This is a genomic window from Aequorivita aurantiaca (assembly GCF_030410135.1).
Classification (GTDB): domain Bacteria; phylum Bacteroidota; class Bacteroidia; order Flavobacteriales; family Flavobacteriaceae; genus Aequorivita; species Aequorivita aurantiaca.
Map to the genome: position 1 here is coordinate 25,466 of NZ_JAUGQQ010000014.1, position 17,486 is coordinate 42,951.

A 17,486-nucleotide genomic window follows, 5' to 3' on the forward strand; every position below is an offset into this window, starting at 1 on the left:
AAGAATGCTTCGGGAAAACCACCGTTTTTCTGAGGCATTTTTTTTTACCTTTGCCCTTCAATATCAATATGGAATTTTCTTCAAAACTACTTGAAAACGCAGTAAACGAAATGTCCCAACTTCCCGGAATAGGAAAGCGGACCGCCCTTCGTTTGGTGCTTCATTTATTAAAACAACCCGAGCAACAATCACAAAAATTGGCTTCCGCTTTATTGCAAATGCGCGAGAGCATAAATTTTTGTTCAAATTGCCATAACATTAGTGATACCCAATTGTGCAAAATATGCGCCAATCCCCGCCGCGATGAAAAATTGGTTTGCGTGGTGGAAGATATTCGCGATGTAATGGCCATTGAAAATACTAGCCAATACCGTGGCCATTACCACGTTTTGGGAGGGAAAATTTCTCCAATGGACGGTGTGGGGCCGGGAGATTTGACTATCGTTTCTTTAGTCGAAAAAATAAAAATTGGAAATATCTCTGAACTTATTTTTGCGCTCAGCTCAACAATGGAAGGTGATACAACCAATTTCTATATCTATAAACAGATTGAACCTTATAACATAACCACCACCACTATTGCCCGTGGAATTTCTGTGGGTGACGAATTGGAATATGCCGATGAGGTAACCTTGGGCAGAAGCATCCTTCACAGAATTCCTTTTGAATCATCCCTAAAAAGTCTGTAATTTGAAGCTTTCCGTAATTATTCTTAATTATAATGTGCGCTATTTTTTGGAACAGTGTCTTCTTTCCGTAGAAAAAGCTGTTGCAAATTTTGATGCTGAAATTATTGTGATTGACAACGATTCAAAGGATGATAGTTGTGCAATGGTGAAAGAGTTTTTCCCAAATGTGGTGTTGATTGAAAACCGCGCAAACGTAGGTTTCAGCAAGGCTAATAATCAAGCTGTGGCAGTGGCAAAAGGGGAATATGTCTGTATTCTAAATCCGGACACCGCCGTTCCCGAAGATGTATTTTCTAAAGCATTTGAATATTACGAAAGTGTAGAAAATATTGGGGCCTTGGGTGTTTATTTGATGGATGGAACAGGAAAATTTCTTCCTGAAAGTAAGCGCAATTTACCCACCCCAAAAGTTTCATTTTTGAAGCTTACGGGGTTTACACAGAAATATTATGCCACCCATCTTCCGGAAAATTTGAATGGGAAGGTGGAGGTTTTGGTGGGCGCCTTTATGCTTTTAAAAAGGAGTATTTACAATGAAGTCGGTGGTTTTGATGAGGATTATTTTATGTATGGCGAAGACATCGATCTGTCGTATAAAATTTCGCAGGCAGGCTATGAAAACCATTATTACGGCGAAACAACAGTGCTTCATTATAAAGGTGAAAGTACTGTAAAAGACGAAGCATATTTTGAGCGTTTTTACGGCGCAATGCAAATTTTCTACGGAAAGCATTTCAATAAAAATCTCCTATTGGAAAGTTCTGTTTCGGCAGGAGTGGCCCTGGCGAAAAAGGCAAAAAAGATTGCTTCCGAAAAAAAACCAAAAGCCGATTTGAAGCTACACCGAAATTACTTTTTCACCGAAAACATCGAGCTGCTCGAAACACTGTCAGAAACTACAGCGACAGTTTTCCAAATGGTTTCAAAAAACATGCATCCCCAAGTTTTGCTGGAAAACAGTCTGCTGGTCTTTGACGCGGAATATATTTCCTATAAAGAAATTTTCAAACTTATGAAACAATTGAAGGGCAAAGGCAATTTTTTTCGCATTCGGCCGGTCGGCTGCAATTTCATTGTGGGTAGCGACCAGAGTGACGAAAAGGGCGGGGTGGTTGTTTTTTAAGAAATATGAAACCCGAAACGAACAAATTTTAACTAATTTTGCAGGGTTTAAAATCGGCTTCTTTTATGGAAGCTATAGAAAAAAAAAGGAAATATTTTAAATCGTAAATCGACATTCGTCAATCGTACATCAAAAAGTTATGGCAAGATTTGAATTGAAACTACCCAAAATGGGCGAAAGCGTTGCAGAGGCAACACTAACCAACTGGCTAAAGGAAGTGGGCGACACCATTGATGCCGATGAGGCGGTACTGGAAATTGCCACCGATAAAGTGGATAGCGAAGTGCCAAGCGAGGTTGATGGGGTTTTGGTCGAAAAACTTTTTAATGTTGACGATGTTGTGCAAGTAGGTCAAACGATTGCCATTATAGAAACCGAAGGAAAGGAGAATGCCCAATCCGAAACTGCCAAGGAATTATCAGTTCCCGAAAGTGTTCCGCAAGTTGAAAAACAGATACAATCCGCCACCGAGATAACGCAACCAATTGAGAATACCGAAGGGCGTTTCTATTCGCCTTTGGTTAAGAATATTGCTTCCCAAGAAGGTATTTCGCAAGAAGAATTGGATAAAATTTCCGGAACCGGAAAGGATGGTCGCGTAACCAAAAACGATATTTTGGCGTATGTTGAAAATCGTTCTTCCGCAAAAGCACAGCCACAACAGACTGAGTCACAAACAGCCGTTGCCGCGAAAAATAAAGATACAGCGAAAGCGCAAACTGCTGAAACTGCGAAACCAAAGGCATCGATTGCAGTAAGCGGGGAAGATGAAATTATTGAAATGACGCGTATGGGCAAACTCATTGCCCACCATATGGTTGAAAGCACACAAACTTCCGCACACGTGCAGTCATTTGTGGAATGTGATGTTACCAACGTCTGGAACTGGAGAAATAAAGTAAAAAACGCTTTTGCAAAACGCGAAAACGAAAATCTCACATTCACGCCAATATTTATGGAAGCCGTGGCGAAAGCGCTGAAAGATTTCCCAATGATGAATATTGCCGTAGATGGAAATAATATCATTAAGAGAAAAAACATAAACTTAGGAATGGCAGCCGCACTTCCCGATGGAAATTTAATTGTTCCGGTAATCAAAAACGCGGATCGATTGAATCTCGTTGGAATGAGCAAAGCTGTGAACGATCTTGCTAGTCGCGCCAGAGAAAATAAATTGAAGCCAGACGAAATTCAAGGCGGAACTTACACGGTTACCAATGTGGGAACGTTCGGAAGCATTATGGGAACCCCCATTATCAATCAGCCGCAAGTGGGTATTTTGGCCCTGGGCGCCATTCGTAAAGTGCCTGCGGTTATTGAAACTCCTGAAGGCGATTTTATTGGTATCCGTCACAAAATGTTCCTTTCCCACAGTTATGACCACCGGGTTGTGAATGGGGCATTGGGTGGACAATTCGTGAAACGGGTTGCCGATTATTTGGAAGCTTGGGACGTTAACAGGGAAATTTAATTTCAGAAATAATTGAATTTTTAAAGGGGATTTTGAACTCAAAATCCCCTTTTCTTATTTATAAAACTTCAATAAAAGGTATCTTTGCCCAACAAAACAAAATAATGGAACTTAACCTGAAAAAACCAATCTGTTTCTTTGACCTTGAAACCACGGGAACCAATGTGGCTACGGACCGGATTGTTGAAATTGCAATATTGAAAATTTTCCCAAACGGAAATAAAGAAAGTCATACGTGGCGCGTAAACCCTGAAATGCCCATTCCCGCAGAATCTTCTGCAATTCATGGAATAATGGATGAAATGGTTGCAAATGAACCAACATTTAAAGAACTCGCACCCAAAGTTTACAATTTAATAAAGGACAGTGATTTGGGTGGATTTAATTCCAATCGTTTCGATATTCCGCTTTTGGCAGAAGAATTGCTTCGTGCCGAAGTAGATTTTGATATGAAAAAGGCACTGTCGGTCGATGTGCAAACTATTTTTCACAAAATGGAAAAGCGCACGTTGGAAGCTGCTTATAAATTTTATTGCAATAAGGATTTAAAGGATGCGCACAGTGCCGCCGCGGATACCAACGCAACCTACGAAGTGTTAAAAGCACAGCTGGATAAATATCCCGAGTTGGAAAACGATATAAATTATTTGGCCGATTTCAGCTCGCATCGGGACCATGCCGATTTTGCAGGTTTTATAAGTTATAATGAAGAAAGAATTGAGGTATTTTCATTTGGAAAATACAAAGGCAGTCTTGTTACAGAAATTATGGAGAAGGATTCCGGCTATTTCGGTTGGTTGCTGAATGCCGATTTTCCGTTGTACACCAAAAAAGTTTTGACCCGCATTCGTCTTCAAAAATTGAATACAAAATTTTAATCGGAAAGATGAAGATAATCTGCATTGGCCGCAATTACGCTGACCATATAAAGGAACTGGACAACGCGAGACCTTCCGAACCCATTATTTTCTTAAAGCCCGACACGGCAATACTTCTGAAAAAACAGCCGTTTTTCATTCCCGAATTTTCGAATGACGTGCAACACGAAGTAGAACTTTTGGTGCGCATCAATAAAATCGGGAAACATATTGACCAAAAATTTGCACATAAATATTATGATGAAATTGGTTTGGGAATAGATTTCACAGCCAGGGATTTACAGTCAGAATTGAAACAAAAAGGGCTGCCTTGGGAAAAGGCAAAATCGTTCGATGGCGCTGCGGTCGTGGGAAATTTCTTAAAAAAAGAAATATTTTCAGACATTAATAATATCGATTTCAGCTTAAAAAGAAACGGAAAAGTGGTTCAAAAAGGCAATTCTGTGCTGATGATGTGGAAAATTGATGCGTTAATCGAATATATTTCAAAATATTTTACACTGAAAATCGGGGACATTATCTTTACGGGTACTCCCGCAGGCGTTGGTAGTGTTCAACCTAACGATGTTTTGACGGGTTACATTGGAGAAACAGAAATGTTTTCCATAAAAGTAAAGTAGAATGATAAAATCTTATGCAAAGGAAAATCTTGCCGAGATCGCCGATGGTGACCAAGAATTTCTTAAAATATTGGCCCAAACATTTTTGGAGGAAATCCCGCCCGATTTACTTTCAATGAAGGAAGCAATTGATAACGAAAATCGAGAATTGGCATATCAATTTGCACATAAAATGAAACCCAATATTGAAATGTTCGGCATTGATGCCCTTAAAGATATTACGAGTATTGAAGCATGGTCCAAAACTTCCAAAAATAAGGCTGCCGTGCTTCCACATCTTGAAAACGTACTAACAACATTGAACCATGTTTTTACTGAATTAAGGGAAGATTTCAAATTATAACATGCTTGCAGAAATTATTACCATAGGCGATGAGATTCTCATAGGTCAAATTGTTGATACCAATTCTGCCTACATCTCAAAAGAACTTAATAGAATAGGGGTGAAAGTTTACCAAATCACTTCAATTCAGGATGATCGCAACCATATTCTCCGAGCCTTGGAGGAGGCGAAAAAAATTTCAAATCTCGTTATTATTACAGGGGGATTAGGACCTACCAAAGACGATATTACCAAACAAACCCTTTGCGATTTTTTTAATGATCATTTGGTTGAGAATAAAGATGTTCTTGAAAATATAAATCAGCTTTTCCTGAACTACCAATTCAACAAGCCATCTCCGGCGAATTATCAACAAGCCATGGTGCCTTCAAAGGCAATTGCTTTAATGAATATGCACGGAACGGCCCCCGGATTGTGGATGGATATCGGTAGTACCGTGTTTATTTCACTGCCCGGCGTTCCTTACGAAATGAAGCACTTGTTACAGGATGAGGTTTTGCCGAGGATAACTAAAAGATTTAGCCGACCCTTTATTTACCATAAAACGCTTTTGACTTACGGACTTGGAGAAAGTGTCATTGCGGAAAAAATTGCGGATTGGGAGGATAAGCTGCCAACTCATTTAAAATTGGCCTATCTCCCCTCTCTGGGAAAGGTGCGATTGAGGCTTTCTTCAACTGGAAATGATGAGCAGCTGCTTCAAGAGGAAGTGAACCAACAAATGGAAGACTTGCACCAATTGCTAAAGGAAATTGCCATCGGCTTTGAGGATGAAACTACTATAGTGGAGAAAATAGGTCAAATATTATTCGCAAAAGGACAGAGTTATAGTGTGGCCGAGAGCTGTACTGGCGGTAGAATCGCTTCAGAAATAACGCAATATCCGGGCGCATCCACATCTTTTATGGGTGGTATAGTGCCCTATGACACTAAATTGAAAACAAAAATTTTAGGAGTTTCAAAAGAAACTATTGATGCCCATAATGTGGTTAGCATACCTGTGGCAGAAGAAATGGCCCAGAGGTGCCGATTACTGTTTAATTCTGAATATTCAATTGCCACCACTGGCATCGCGGGTCCAACTAAGGGAGATGGGAACGAGGAGGTAGGTACTGTCTGTATTGCCGTTGCTACGCCGGAAGGAATTATTTCAGAAAAATTCAATTTTGGAAGAGATCGATATCGTGTTATTGAAAAGACAGCAAACAAGGCTTTTGAAATGCTCCTAAAAGAAATTTTAAAAAACTAATTTCCTTTTGTTGTACATCAAAATATTATTACTTAAATTTGCACCCTGTTTTAAAATAACTAATAAAGTTAAGAAATGTCAAGAGTTTGTGAACTTACCGGAAAGAAGGCGATGGTTGGGAACAACGTGTCGCACGCGATGAACAAAACCAAACGTAAGTTTGATGTAAATTTGCTTAAGAAGCGCTTTTACATTCCTGAGGAAGACAAGTGGGTTACCCTTCGTGTTTCTGCTTCGGCGATAAAAAACATCAATAAAAAAGGTATTTCTGCGGTTATGAAAGAGGCCCGCGAAAAAGGCTTTTTAACAAAATAACTGCAATAATCAATAAAGTCTGTTACAATGGCTAAAAAAGGAAATAGAGTACAAGTAATTTTGGAGTGCACGGAGCACAAGGAGTCAGGAAAACCAGGTACTTCCCGATACATCACGACCAAAAATAAAAAGAACACCCCCGATAGAATGGAGTTGAAAAAATTCAACCCAATCTTGAAAAAAATGACCGTTCATAAAGAGATTAAATAATATAAGTCATGGCAAAGAAATCAGTAGCATCGTTACAAACAGGCTCAAAGCGTTTAACCAAAGCAATAAAAATGGTTAAGTCTCCTAAAACAGGAGCCTATACATTCACCGAGTCCATTATGGCTCCAGAATTGGTAAGTGACTGGTTGAACAAAAAATAACCAGCCTATAATATTTAGAAAAAGCCACTTTTTTGCGAAGGTGGCTTTTCGTATTTTTAAGAAAAATTCCAAACTACAATTTCCAAATTCCTAAACCTGGACGTGGAACTTGAAACCTGAAAGTTTTAAAATGAGTCTATTTAAAAAAATATTTTCAAAGGAAAAAAAGGAAACGCTCGATAAAGGCCTTGAAAAATCAAAAACTTCTTTTTTCGATAAATTAAGCAAAGCAGTAGCCGGCAAAAGCAAGGTTGATGATGATGTTCTGGACAATCTGGAGGAGGTGCTTGTTTCCAGTGACGTGGGAGTAAATACAACTCTAAAGATAATTGGTAGAATTGAGGAGCGTGTTTCACGCGATAAATATTTGGGAACCGATGAGCTAAACAAAATACTTCGTGAGGAAATCGCTGGACTTTTAAGCGAAATAGATTCAGGAAATGCTACAGAATTTGAAATTCCCCAAAACAAAAAACCTTATGTTATTATGGTAGTTGGCGTTAACGGGGTTGGCAAAACCACTACCATCGGAAAACTTGCATATCAATTCAAAAAAGCTGGAATGAAAGTGGTTTTGGGTGCAGCCGATACCTTTCGTGCAGCTGCTATTGATCAACTTCAAATTTGGGCAGACCGAACGGATGTTACAATCGTAAAACAAAATATGGGCAGCGATCCTGCAAGCGTCGCTTTTGACACGTTGCAAAGTGCTGTAAACCAAAATGCGGATGTAGTTATTATTGATACTGCAGGCCGCCTCCATAATAAGGTTAACTTGATGAACGAGCTGACCAAAGTGAAACGCGTAATGCAAAAGGTAATACCGGATGCGCCACACGATGTGCTTTTGGTTTTGGACGGTTCCACTGGCCAAAATGCTTTTGAGCAGGCTAAACAATTTACCGCGGCTACCGAGGTCACTTCACTGGCTGTTACTAAATTGGATGGTACGGCAAAGGGGGGTGTAGTGATTGGCATTAGCGACCAATTCCAGATACCGGTAAAATATATTGGAGTGGGCGAGGGGATGGAAGACCTGCAGGTTTTCAACAAAATTGAATTTGTAGATTCCTTCTTTAAATAGGATTTAAAAGTAAAATGCACGAGAGTACGAATGAGTTTTTTTTCGTGCTCTCGTGCATTTTTTTTAGAATTTTGTTATTTTAATTTTTAAACAATAATCCAGTTTCTATTTTATAAAGTTTCTTTAAGCCAGCTAAAGAATTCCCGTTGCCAAACAAGTGCATTTTGCGGTTGCAGCACCCAGTGATTTTCCTCCGGAAAGTATACAAGCTTACTCTTTATTCCTTTTAATTGGGCGGCTTGAAAGGCTTGCAATCCCTGTTCAATTGGAACGCGGTAATCCTTCCCACCCTGCACGATCATTATTGGCGTATTCCATTTATCAACATAAGTTATAGGATTGAATTCATTGAATGCCTTTTGGGCCTTCACATTGTCTTTTTCCCAATAGGCCCCTCCCATGTCATAATTCACGAAGAATAATTCCTCAGTCGTTCCATACATTGACCGGGTATCGAAAACGCCGTCGTGGGCAATGAAAGTTTTAAAACGGCCATCGTGATTGCCGGCAAGCCAAAAAACAGAATATCCCCCAAAACTTGCGCCAATAGCGCCCAAACGATCCTTGTCCACATAGGATTCTTTGGCAACTTCATCTATTGCATCCAAATAATCCTGCATTGCGCCGCCACCCCAATCGCCACTGATGGCTTGGTTCCATTCCACTCCATGGCCGGGCATGCCGCGCCTGTTTGGCGCAACCACAATATAACCTTGTGATGCCATCAACTGAAAGTTCCAACGGGTAGAATAAAATTGCGATAGTGCCGATTGTGGGCCGCCCTGTGCATATAGCAGAGTGGGGTACTTCTTATTTTTGTCGAAATTCGGTGGCAGAATTACCCAAACCAACATTTGTTTGCCATCCTTAGTTGTGACCATTCTTTTTTCAACAGTTGGCAAATCTAATTTGCCGTAGAACTCAGTATTAACTTGAGTTAGTTGGTTAAAGGTTTTGCTCTTCAAATCAAAAGAAAAAATTTCTGATGCATGGTTCATATCAGTCCGCGTAACAATGAGTTTGCCGTCCTTTTCCGCCACAATGCCGGTAACATCAAACTGGCCTTGGGAAAGTTGCTCAACCACAGCCATTTTTCTGGTTTTTCCCGGATGGTCCACTTTAAAAATTTGGGTAGTTCCCCCAATGGGTGCGGTAAAATATAAATCCTTGTTGTTAGAGGACCAAATAAAGCTGTTTACCGTTCCATCCCATTGTGAAGTTATATTTTGCTTCACGCCATCTTTCAAAACAATAATATCGTTTTTATCTGCTTCAAAACCTTCAGTCTTCATTTGAAGCCAAGCCAATGCTCCATCATTTGAAAATGCCGGATGTGTGTCATATCCCTTATTTTCTTCGGTAATGTTTTCTGTTTTTTTTGTGGCTAAATTAAATTTATAGATGTCGGTATTGGTACTGACGGCATATTCTGTTCCTGCCAATTTTTTGCTTACGTAATAAATATTTTCACCATTGGGTCCCCAAATATAATCCTCATCACCGCCAAATGGCGCTTGTGGAGTGTAATATGGCTGCTTGGGCATAATATCTGTTTCCGCGCCGGTATTCACATCCTTATAAAACACATGGTTGTACGTGCCGTCGTTCCACTTGTCCCAATGTCTATAATCCAATGAAGTATATACGTAGGCATCACTTTTTGGAAGATCGTCATATATATCCTTTCCGGTCACATCTTTTAATTGAACTGGTTTGTCCATCAAAAGAAATTGTCCGTTGGGCGACAGATTTTTATCGGTAACCTTTGCTTCATCTTTTGAAACTTCCGTAAAGTTGCCCCCGTTCACGGGCATTGAATAGTATTTGGCGTCAAAGCCATTTGTTTCCATATTGGGTGCGGAAACTTTGTAGTACAGCAGTTGACCATTAGCGGATAAACCAATTGGACTTACTTTTTTCACCTGCCATAAAAGCTCCGGTGTCATTGTTTTTTGTGCAAACAAAAAGCTAGCGCATAGAAAGGCTAGCAGGAATGTCATTTTTTTCATCGTTGAAATTATTTAAAGAAGCGTAAAGTTAAATAAAAAAGTTGGTTGGGTCTTCGATAGACTCAGCCTGACGATCGTTTAATTTTGGTTTTTGGGAATTTGCGTTTTGGGTTTTGTCATTTGTAATTTGTTTCCTTTTTTTAGTGGTATCTTTGCGCACTTTTTAAAATTAAGAATTCGGAAATCGAAACCCGTAAATCGTAAATAAAAAAAATGCGTACCAAAACCCTAAAGAAGAATAAGATAAACGTTGTAACCCTAGGTTGCTCCAAAAATGTATATGACAGTGAGGTGCTGATGGGCCAGTTGCGCGCCAGCAATAAGGAAGTGGTACATGAAGAGGAAGGAAATATCGTGGTCATAAACACTTGCGGTTTCATTAACAATGCCAAGGAGGAAAGCATCAACACCATTCTTGAATTCGTTCAAAAGAAGGAAGAGGGCCTTGTGGATAAAGTGTTTGTAACCGGCTGCCTGTCAGAGCGCTATAAACCGGATCTTCAAAAGGAAATTCCAAATGTGGATGAATACTTCGGTACCACTGAACTTCCTGGGTTGTTAAAGGCCTTGGGCGCAGATTATAAACACGAGTTGATAGGCGAACGCATTACCACAACCCCTAAAAACTATGCTTATTTTAAAATAGCCGAAGGCTGCGATCGCCCATGTTCTTTTTGCGCAATTCCTATTATGCGCGGAAAACACCGAAGCACCCCGATGGAAGATTTGGTAATAGAAGCCGAAAAGCTCGCCGCAAAAGGAGTGAAGGAACTTATTTTGATTGCGCAGGATTTAACCTATTACGGACTGGATTTATATAAAAAACGAAATTTAGCAGAGCTCCTCCAAAGGCTTGCAATGGTAGAAGGAATAGAATGGATAAGATTGCATTATGCATTTCCCACAGGGTTCCCGATGGATGTTTTGGAACTAATGCGCAACGAGCCGAAAATCTGCAATTATATCGATATTCCATTGCAACACATTTCGGACCCAATCCTAAAGTCGATGCGTCGTGGGACTACCAAAGTGAAAACAACAAAATTGTTAGAGGAATTTCGTGCGGCCGTTCCCGGAATGGCAATAAGAACTACTTTAATTGTTGGCTATCCCGGCGAAACCGAGGACGATTTCCAAACCTTAAAACAATGGGTGAAGGATATGCGTTTTGAGCGGTTAGGCTGTTTTACCTATTCCCATGAGGAAAACACCCACGCATACAATCTTGAGGATGACGTTCCGGAGGACGTGAAAATGGACCGTGCAAACCAGATTATGGAAATACAATCGCAAATTTCTTGGGAACTTAACCAACAGAAAATTGGCAAAGAATTCAAAGTGGTGATTGACCGAAAGGAAGGCGGCTATTTTGTGGGAAGAACTGAATTTGACAGTCCCGATGTGGACAATGAAGTTCTGATAAATGCAGCGGAAGGTTACCTGCGTACCGGCGAGTTTTGCAATGTGAAAATTACCGCTGCCGAAGATTTTGATCTGTATGCTGAGCTTGTTTAAAACCACAAACTGACAAACAATAATTTGTGATTGGGGTAATACTGCTTTTTTAAACGCTACAGCGGTTTAGGGATTCTGTTTATATTTGAAGAAAAAGCGTTTTCCATGAATAATTCCCAGAGATTCCGTTTCCCGAAAACCGTGCTGTTCGGCATTACGGCACTATACATTATTATAATGCTGGCCACCTATTTTCTCTACTATAATGAACCAACGGTGGGTTGTGCAAAGCGTTTGTTGATAGCACAAACCATTGCTTTGATAGTGCAAGTGATCCTGAACTACATAAACTACCACTCCCATCGGAAGATAGTTGTGCTGGCAACCTTGTTTGTGAGCACAATGATTGTTATGGGGGTTATTTCCAGTTTCTTCACTTTGGAGCTGATGTGTGGCTATTATGGAATTGACGTCACACAATAATTTGAAAAAAGTATTAATCATCGGCCATACCTTTCCCGAGCCTTGCACCACCGCTGCGGGGAGTAGGATGATGCAGTTGATTGGATTGTTTCATGAGGAAAAATATCAAATCACCTTTGCGAGTACGGCATCAATCACTGAAAGAACTGCCGATTTGGAAACGCAGGACATAGCTGTAAAAAATATTCTATTGAATGAAGTGTCCTTTGATGAATTTATAGAAAAATTGCATCCCCAAATTGTAGTTTTTGACCGCTACGTTACGGAAGAACAATTTGGATGGCGCGTTTCTGGAAGTTGTCCGGATGCCCTGAAAATTTTGGATACCGAAGACTTACATTTTCTGCGGAAGGCTAGGGAAGAAGCAGTGAAAAATGGCAAGCCAATTTCCGCGGCAAACCTATTTTCAGAAATGGCAAAACGTGAACTCGCAAGTATTTTGCGGTGCGATTTGACGCTCGTTATTTCAGAATATGAAATGGAATTGCTTCAAACTACCTTTAAAATTCCCTCGGAAATACTTTACTACTTACCGTTTTTAATAGATTCCATGTCAGAAGAAGTGCCAACGTTTTCAAGCAGAAATCATTTTCTCGCTATCGGAAATTTACTGCACGCTCCGAATGTTGATTCGGTATTTCAACTAAAAGAAATTTGGCCCGAAATAAGGAAAAAATTCCCCGAAGCGGAACTTCATGTTTATGGCGCTTATGCCCAACAACAAATCCAACAGCTACACAATACTAAAGAAGGTTTTATCATACAGGGATGGGCCGAAAGTGTGGAAACTGTAATGAGTTTTTATCGGGTGCAATTGGCGCCCCTTCGTTTTGGGGCTGGCTTGAAAGGTAAGATTTTTGACGCTATGCGTTTTGGCCTTCCTTCGGTAACGACTGATGTGGGAGCGGAGGGAATGAGCGGCACACATCCATTTGGTGGGGCGGTAACCTCTGGCAAGGAAGCGTTCGTAACTGCCGCAATAGAATTATATTCCGAGGAAATGTTTTGGCGGGAAGCGCAGCACAATGGTTTCGAAATTATCAAGAATCGGTTTCGGAAGGATTTATTTTCTTTGGAATTTGCCAAACTCATTTGCACTCTATCAAAAAATCTTGAAACACATCGCCAGCAAAATTTTCTTGGACAAATTCTACAACACCATACTCTTCAAAGCACCAAATATTTAAGCAAATGGATTGAGGAGAAAAATTCCGCTAAGTCAAAATGATGGTGAGACCTTGTTAAATATTGTGCACCCGCAGGTTCTTATTGTAATTGCTGTAATATAGCTGCACTTTCCGCACGTTTTCCCTGACCTTCGTAGATGAGTGCCAGCAAATATCGAAAATCTCCATTTTCGGGTTCCACTTTTAGGGCTGCCTTTACGGCTTTTTCGGCTTTGGTCCAATTTTTATTTTGGTAATAATATGTTGCCAGATTATAGTGGGAGCGGGAATCTGTATGGTCGAGAGCGGTCGCTTTTATTAAATCTGCTTCCCCTTGTGCATTATTTTTCATTTCCAGATTGAGTAGGCCACGCAGGTAATATGCCCTGCCGTAATTTGGATTTTTTTTCAATAATACATTCAAGGTTTCCAAAGCCGCCTGGGTATTGCCCGTCATACTATAGGCGGTGGCGAGATTGGGATATACGGGCAACAAAAGACTGTCCTTTTTGATTGCCATTTGATACTGCTTTATGGCATTTGGAATGTCATTGTTTTGAAGATAATGATCCCCGAGCCGCAATCTGCCCGTAGCAAAATCTGCATTGGTGTGGAGCATGATTGCCAATTCCTTTTGGGCTTTTAACAATGCATTTTGATCCAGATTTTGAAGCTGTTCCCGTGGCACGCCGCTTAAAATTTCCGCGCTCCCTATACGCACCAGGCGGGAGGTGTCCGCAATATGTTCGGCAGCAATTGAAATGCGATCCATTAAATTAAGATCCCTAAATTTCATTAATGCATTGTACCGTACCAAAGGTGACGCGTCTTTCAGTGAATTTATAATGGGCACAAACTGCTCCACATTTGTAATGTTCAGGTTGTTGATAACGCTGGCCCGAGCAATGGCGGGATATTTCATATTTGTAATAAAAGCATCCAATTTTTTTCTTTCGGCAACCGTAATTCCAGGTTTGGTGCTCAGCAATAGGCCATCGGAAAAATGATCCCGTCTATTTTCGCCATACCACTGTTTGACCATAGCGGCGGCCCACGCATCGGTTTGGTCCGTATGGCACTGGGTGCAGGCATTTGGCGTGCCGTATGCCACACTTTGGTCCGGCCGGGGAACACGGAAACTGTGGTCCCTTCTAAAATCGATGCCCATATATTTTTTGCCGGTCATGTGGCAATTCACGCATTGGGCGCTTTCAGAGCTCATGGGGTGAAAATGGTGTGAAGGCTCATTATAGGTGGGCGCGTGGCATTGCAAACATAAATTGTTGCCTTCTTTTTTCAGTTTAAGGCTGTGCACGTTATGGCAATCTGCGCATTTCACATTGTTATGGTACATCATGCTCTGCAGGAAGGAACCATACACATAGTCCTCATTGTCAATCTGGCCATCTGCATGATAGTTGGCAGTGTCCAGCACTTGCAAATAGTATTGATTTTCAAAATACTCCCCGGGCACCAGGTTTTCGGTTAGTTTCGCGCGGCGGGAATGGCAGGGGGCGCACATAGTCATTTGTTCCAGTTGTGTTTTCCCTTTTAGTATATAGGTATGGGCAATGTTGGTAGTGTCCCCACTGTTTTTTGCCCAAAACACGTGTTTCTCTGCGGGGCCATGGCAACTTTCGCAACTAACATTTATGGAGGCATAAGTGGTTGTAAAGGAGTCGGTGTCGGCGGAATAGTTTTTCTTTAAATTGGTAGAATGGCATTCCGCGCACATGGTGTTCCAGTTTTGGGAGCTCTCCGTCCAGTGCATCCAGTCGTGCGGATTCATTTTGCCCCCTTCATATTGGTGATACCATTTTTTTGCATCCACATCCCAGCTTACGCGCAGCACCTGCTTTCGGCCGTTTTCAAAATCTACCAAATATTGCTGCAGGGGGTACACCCCGAAGGTGTAAGCAATTACATATTCCTTTTCGGAGCCATCTATTTCTTTTATATGTGCAATGAACTTGTTGTTCTTCTTCGTAAAAAAATAGGACACGCCGTCCAGAACAATTCTTTCATCATTAAAATTTCCCAACACGGTGGAGTCGTTGGCAATTTGCATGGCCAAGTCATGGTCGGAATCCTTCCAGGAATCATACACGGTTTTATGGCACTGCATACATTGGGCATCGCCCACATAGCCGTCCTCATGAACAGATTTAAAATTGGTGATGGCGGAATAGGAATCCGTTTCCGAATTGTTTTTGCACGCCGCGAATAGGAAAAAAACAAAAAGGAGTTTGAGGATGGTGGGCATATACAGAAAGCTGTTCGCTATTAGGCAACTAAGATAAAATTTAATTGCAATTCTATTTTATAACCATCCATAATTCTAGAAGCCAGGTTTCTATTTTTTTGGAATGTGCGCATTTTTTCTACTCAATTCATTTTCAATAGCGTTCCCTTTAGAGAAAAGGAAGCTTAACACAATGTTCACGACTTTTAAATATCTACTGGCTATATTTAGGCTTTAAGCAATAAAAAATAAACAATATGAACATTACATTGGAACAAGCGGAAAAGGTGATTGCCGCAGCAAAAAAGAAAGCAACCGACATAGACACCAAAATGAACATTAGCGTGGTTGATAGCGGCGCAAACCAAGTGGCCTTTGCCCGTATGGACGGCGCTTGGCTGGGCAGTGCGGACATTGCCCTGAAAAAAGCCAAAACCGCAAGATTTTTTGATATGCCCACCGGCGAAATTGGCAAGCTATCACAGCCCGGCGAACCGCTGTACGGCATTGAACATTCCAACGGCGGGCTGATTTCCTTCCCCGGCGGGGTTTTATTGAAGAATAAAAATGGCGATATCATTGGCGCAGTGGGCGTGAGCGGAAGTACCGTGGATAATGACCATACCGTGGCAACCGCAGGGGCAGAAGCACTATAAACAAATATGCCAAAAAGTAATAAACCTCCAAACGGAGGTTTTTTTTTTGATGTTAATAAGCTACTTCAGCAAAACAAAATTTGAAGCGGGAATCCTAATAGCCATAAAAATTGCCAAGAGTAAATAGAAAGTAACTATGGATCAATGTATTCTAATTGTATTACATTTACCCCGCAAAAAAAATTGCATCACGAAAACTTAAAAAATATGAAAAAAACAAAATTCATCTTTGCCATTATTCTGCTTAACGCATTTCTTATATCCTGTTCTTCAGATGACGATTCAGACCCGGACCCGGAAACACCTTCGGGGAAATTGGTGAAATCTGAAAAAATAGATGATAACACTAAAACAGATTATTATTATAATGCCGATAACCTATTGACTACCTACAGCGGCACCCGTATTGATTTTTCCTATACGTCAGATTTTAGTTATGATTCAGAAAAGAGACTAACAAGAGTGGTTTTTGAAGAAGCGGGCCCTAATCCATTTACGTCCGTAGTAACGTTTACTTATAATGCCGATGGACGTTTGTCTGGCTATGGCAACGGTCCTGATATTGTGGCCATAACCTACAACGGCAACACGGTAACCGCAACTGGTGATTTTGCCGGCGGTCCGGACTCTGAAGTGTACATGGAGCTGAACGCCGCGGGGCAAATTGTTAAATATACCGAAAGCTACCAGTACACCCTTTTTGGTTATGATGCCAATGGCAATATGGTTTCCGCAGCGTCCTTTGACAATGATGACAACCCGCTTACGGCCTTCACCTTAACCTATGATGATAAAACAAACCCATTTTATGGCCAGTTTGATTCCATTTATATTGAACGCTTCCTTGAATTCTTTGAGGATTTTGATGGTATTTATGTTAGCGGGTTTGAGGGGTACAGTTTCCCTTACTTCAAGAACAATATTACCTCCATCCAGGAAACTGGGGGCGATTCATTAATCTACACCTATGCGTATGATGCAGATGGATACCCAACCGTGGTGAATGAGGACGATATGGGCGATACCTATTCATACAGCATTTCATATTACTAACAGAGGAAGCAGGGCCACACCCCTTCAACCCACTATTCAACACAAGGAAAAGCCGCTATGTAGCGGCTTTTTTTTGTTCGCAATTGTTTTATGGTAGGAATATTCCTAAACCATTTAAGGGAAATCCCCCCAAAAAAAACAGGGTTTTCCCCCTAAAAAAAACAGGGTTTTTCCTGTTGACTGGTGTTTATATTTTCACCATAATTGTCACACTATAAACCACTTAAATTTTACATTATGAGCAACACGAATCAAAATTTGCTGAACCAGGTTCTTGCG

Annotated in this window: 18 protein-coding genes; 16 read left to right on the top strand and 2 right to left on the bottom strand. The window is 40.8% G+C overall.

What is annotated here, in order from left to right; genetic code table 11:
- Positions 1–68 precede the first annotated feature (68 nt).
- From recR to ftsY, 11 genes are all read left to right on the top strand, one after another.
- On the top strand, positions 69–689 hold the full coding sequence (gene recR / locus QRD02_RS13340) for a recombination mediator RecR (RefSeq protein WP_290255459.1): 621 nt from the start codon (positions 69–71) through the stop codon (positions 687–689).
- Position 690: 1 nt separating this feature from the next.
- Positions 691–1,812 (top strand): glycosyltransferase family 2 protein, encoded by a 1,122-nt coding sequence (locus tag QRD02_RS13345; RefSeq protein WP_290255460.1) that lies wholly within the window; start codon positions 691–693, stop codon positions 1,810–1,812.
- 139 nt (positions 1,813–1,951) lie between these two features.
- Positions 1,952–3,283 (top strand): dihydrolipoamide acetyltransferase family protein, encoded by a 1,332-nt coding sequence (locus tag QRD02_RS13350; RefSeq protein ID WP_290255461.1) that lies wholly within the window; start codon positions 1,952–1,954, stop codon positions 3,281–3,283.
- Between the two features lie 104 nt (positions 3,284–3,387).
- Positions 3,388–4,161, top strand: coding sequence for a 3'-5' exonuclease (locus tag QRD02_RS13355; RefSeq protein ID WP_290255462.1), 774 nt, complete (start codon positions 3,388–3,390; stop codon positions 4,159–4,161).
- Between the two features lie 8 nt (positions 4,162–4,169).
- Positions 4,170–4,781: a fumarylacetoacetate hydrolase family protein gene (locus QRD02_RS13360; protein ID WP_290255463.1), complete on the top strand. Its 612-nt coding sequence runs from the start codon at positions 4,170–4,172 to the stop codon at positions 4,779–4,781.
- 1 nt (position 4,782) lies between these two features.
- Positions 4,783–5,124, top strand: a complete 342-nt coding sequence (locus QRD02_RS13365) for an Hpt domain-containing protein (RefSeq protein WP_290255464.1) — start codon at positions 4,783–4,785, stop codon at positions 5,122–5,124.
- A gap of 1 nt (position 5,125) precedes the next feature.
- The gene (locus QRD02_RS13370; protein ID WP_290255465.1) at positions 5,126–6,373 is read left to right on the top strand and encodes a competence/damage-inducible protein A; all 1,248 of its coding nucleotides are present in this window, start codon (positions 5,126–5,128) and stop codon (positions 6,371–6,373) included.
- A 75-nt stretch (positions 6,374–6,448) separates the two neighbouring features.
- A complete protein-coding gene (rpmB, locus tag QRD02_RS13375; protein ID WP_111845261.1) occupies positions 6,449–6,688 on the top strand; it encodes a 50S ribosomal protein L28 in 240 nt (79 codons plus the stop codon).
- A gap of 27 nt (positions 6,689–6,715) precedes the next feature.
- Positions 6,716–6,898: a 50S ribosomal protein L33 gene (rpmG, locus tag QRD02_RS13380; protein WP_045081706.1), complete on the top strand. Its 183-nt coding sequence runs from the start codon at positions 6,716–6,718 to the stop codon at positions 6,896–6,898.
- 8 nt (positions 6,899–6,906) lie between these two features.
- Positions 6,907–7,059: a DUF4295 domain-containing protein gene (locus QRD02_RS13385; protein WP_290255466.1), complete on the top strand. Its 153-nt coding sequence runs from the start codon at positions 6,907–6,909 to the stop codon at positions 7,057–7,059.
- Positions 7,060–7,189: 130 nt separating this feature from the next.
- The gene (ftsY, locus tag QRD02_RS13390; RefSeq protein ID WP_290255467.1) at positions 7,190–8,143 is read left to right on the top strand and encodes a signal recognition particle-docking protein FtsY; all 954 of its coding nucleotides are present in this window, start codon (positions 7,190–7,192) and stop codon (positions 8,141–8,143) included.
- Positions 8,144–8,253: 110 nt separating this feature from the next.
- Here the strand turns inward: ftsY and QRD02_RS13395 are convergent, their stop codons facing one another.
- Positions 8,254–10,152 (bottom strand): S9 family peptidase, encoded by a 1,899-nt coding sequence (locus tag QRD02_RS13395; protein WP_290255468.1) that lies wholly within the window; start codon positions 10,150–10,152, stop codon positions 8,254–8,256.
- A gap of 213 nt (positions 10,153–10,365) precedes the next feature.
- Between QRD02_RS13395 and rimO the strand changes: the two genes are divergently transcribed.
- The 3 genes from rimO (at position 10,366) to QRD02_RS13410 (ending at position 13,318) form a co-directional block, all read left to right on the top strand.
- Positions 10,366–11,667 (top strand): 30S ribosomal protein S12 methylthiotransferase RimO, encoded by a 1,302-nt coding sequence (rimO, locus tag QRD02_RS13400; protein WP_290255469.1) that lies wholly within the window; start codon positions 10,366–10,368, stop codon positions 11,665–11,667.
- Between the two features lie 105 nt (positions 11,668–11,772).
- Positions 11,773–12,090, top strand: a complete 318-nt coding sequence (locus tag QRD02_RS13405; RefSeq protein WP_290255470.1) for a hypothetical protein — start codon at positions 11,773–11,775, stop codon at positions 12,088–12,090.
- A 1-nt stretch (position 12,091) separates the two neighbouring features.
- Positions 12,092–13,318, top strand: coding sequence for a glycosyltransferase (locus QRD02_RS13410; RefSeq protein WP_290255471.1), 1,227 nt, complete (start codon positions 12,092–12,094; stop codon positions 13,316–13,318).
- A gap of 38 nt (positions 13,319–13,356) precedes the next feature.
- Here QRD02_RS13410 and QRD02_RS13415 read toward each other — a convergent pair whose 3' ends face one another.
- Positions 13,357–15,519, bottom strand: a complete 2,163-nt coding sequence (locus QRD02_RS13415; protein ID WP_290255472.1) for a tetratricopeptide repeat protein — start codon at positions 15,517–15,519, stop codon at positions 13,357–13,359.
- Positions 15,520–15,755: 236 nt separating this feature from the next.
- On the opposite strand from QRD02_RS13415, the gene QRD02_RS13420 reads away from it, so the two are divergent.
- Positions 15,756–16,154 carry a GlcG/HbpS family heme-binding protein gene (locus QRD02_RS13420; protein ID WP_290255473.1) on the top strand — a complete coding sequence of 133 codons (399 nt, stop codon included), beginning with the start codon at positions 15,756–15,758 and terminating at the stop codon, positions 16,152–16,154.
- 207 nt (positions 16,155–16,361) lie between these two features.
- The gene (locus QRD02_RS13425; protein WP_290255474.1) at positions 16,362–17,207 is read left to right on the top strand and encodes a hypothetical protein; all 846 of its coding nucleotides are present in this window, start codon (positions 16,362–16,364) and stop codon (positions 17,205–17,207) included.
- The last annotated feature ends 279 nt before the right edge of the window (positions 17,208–17,486 follow it).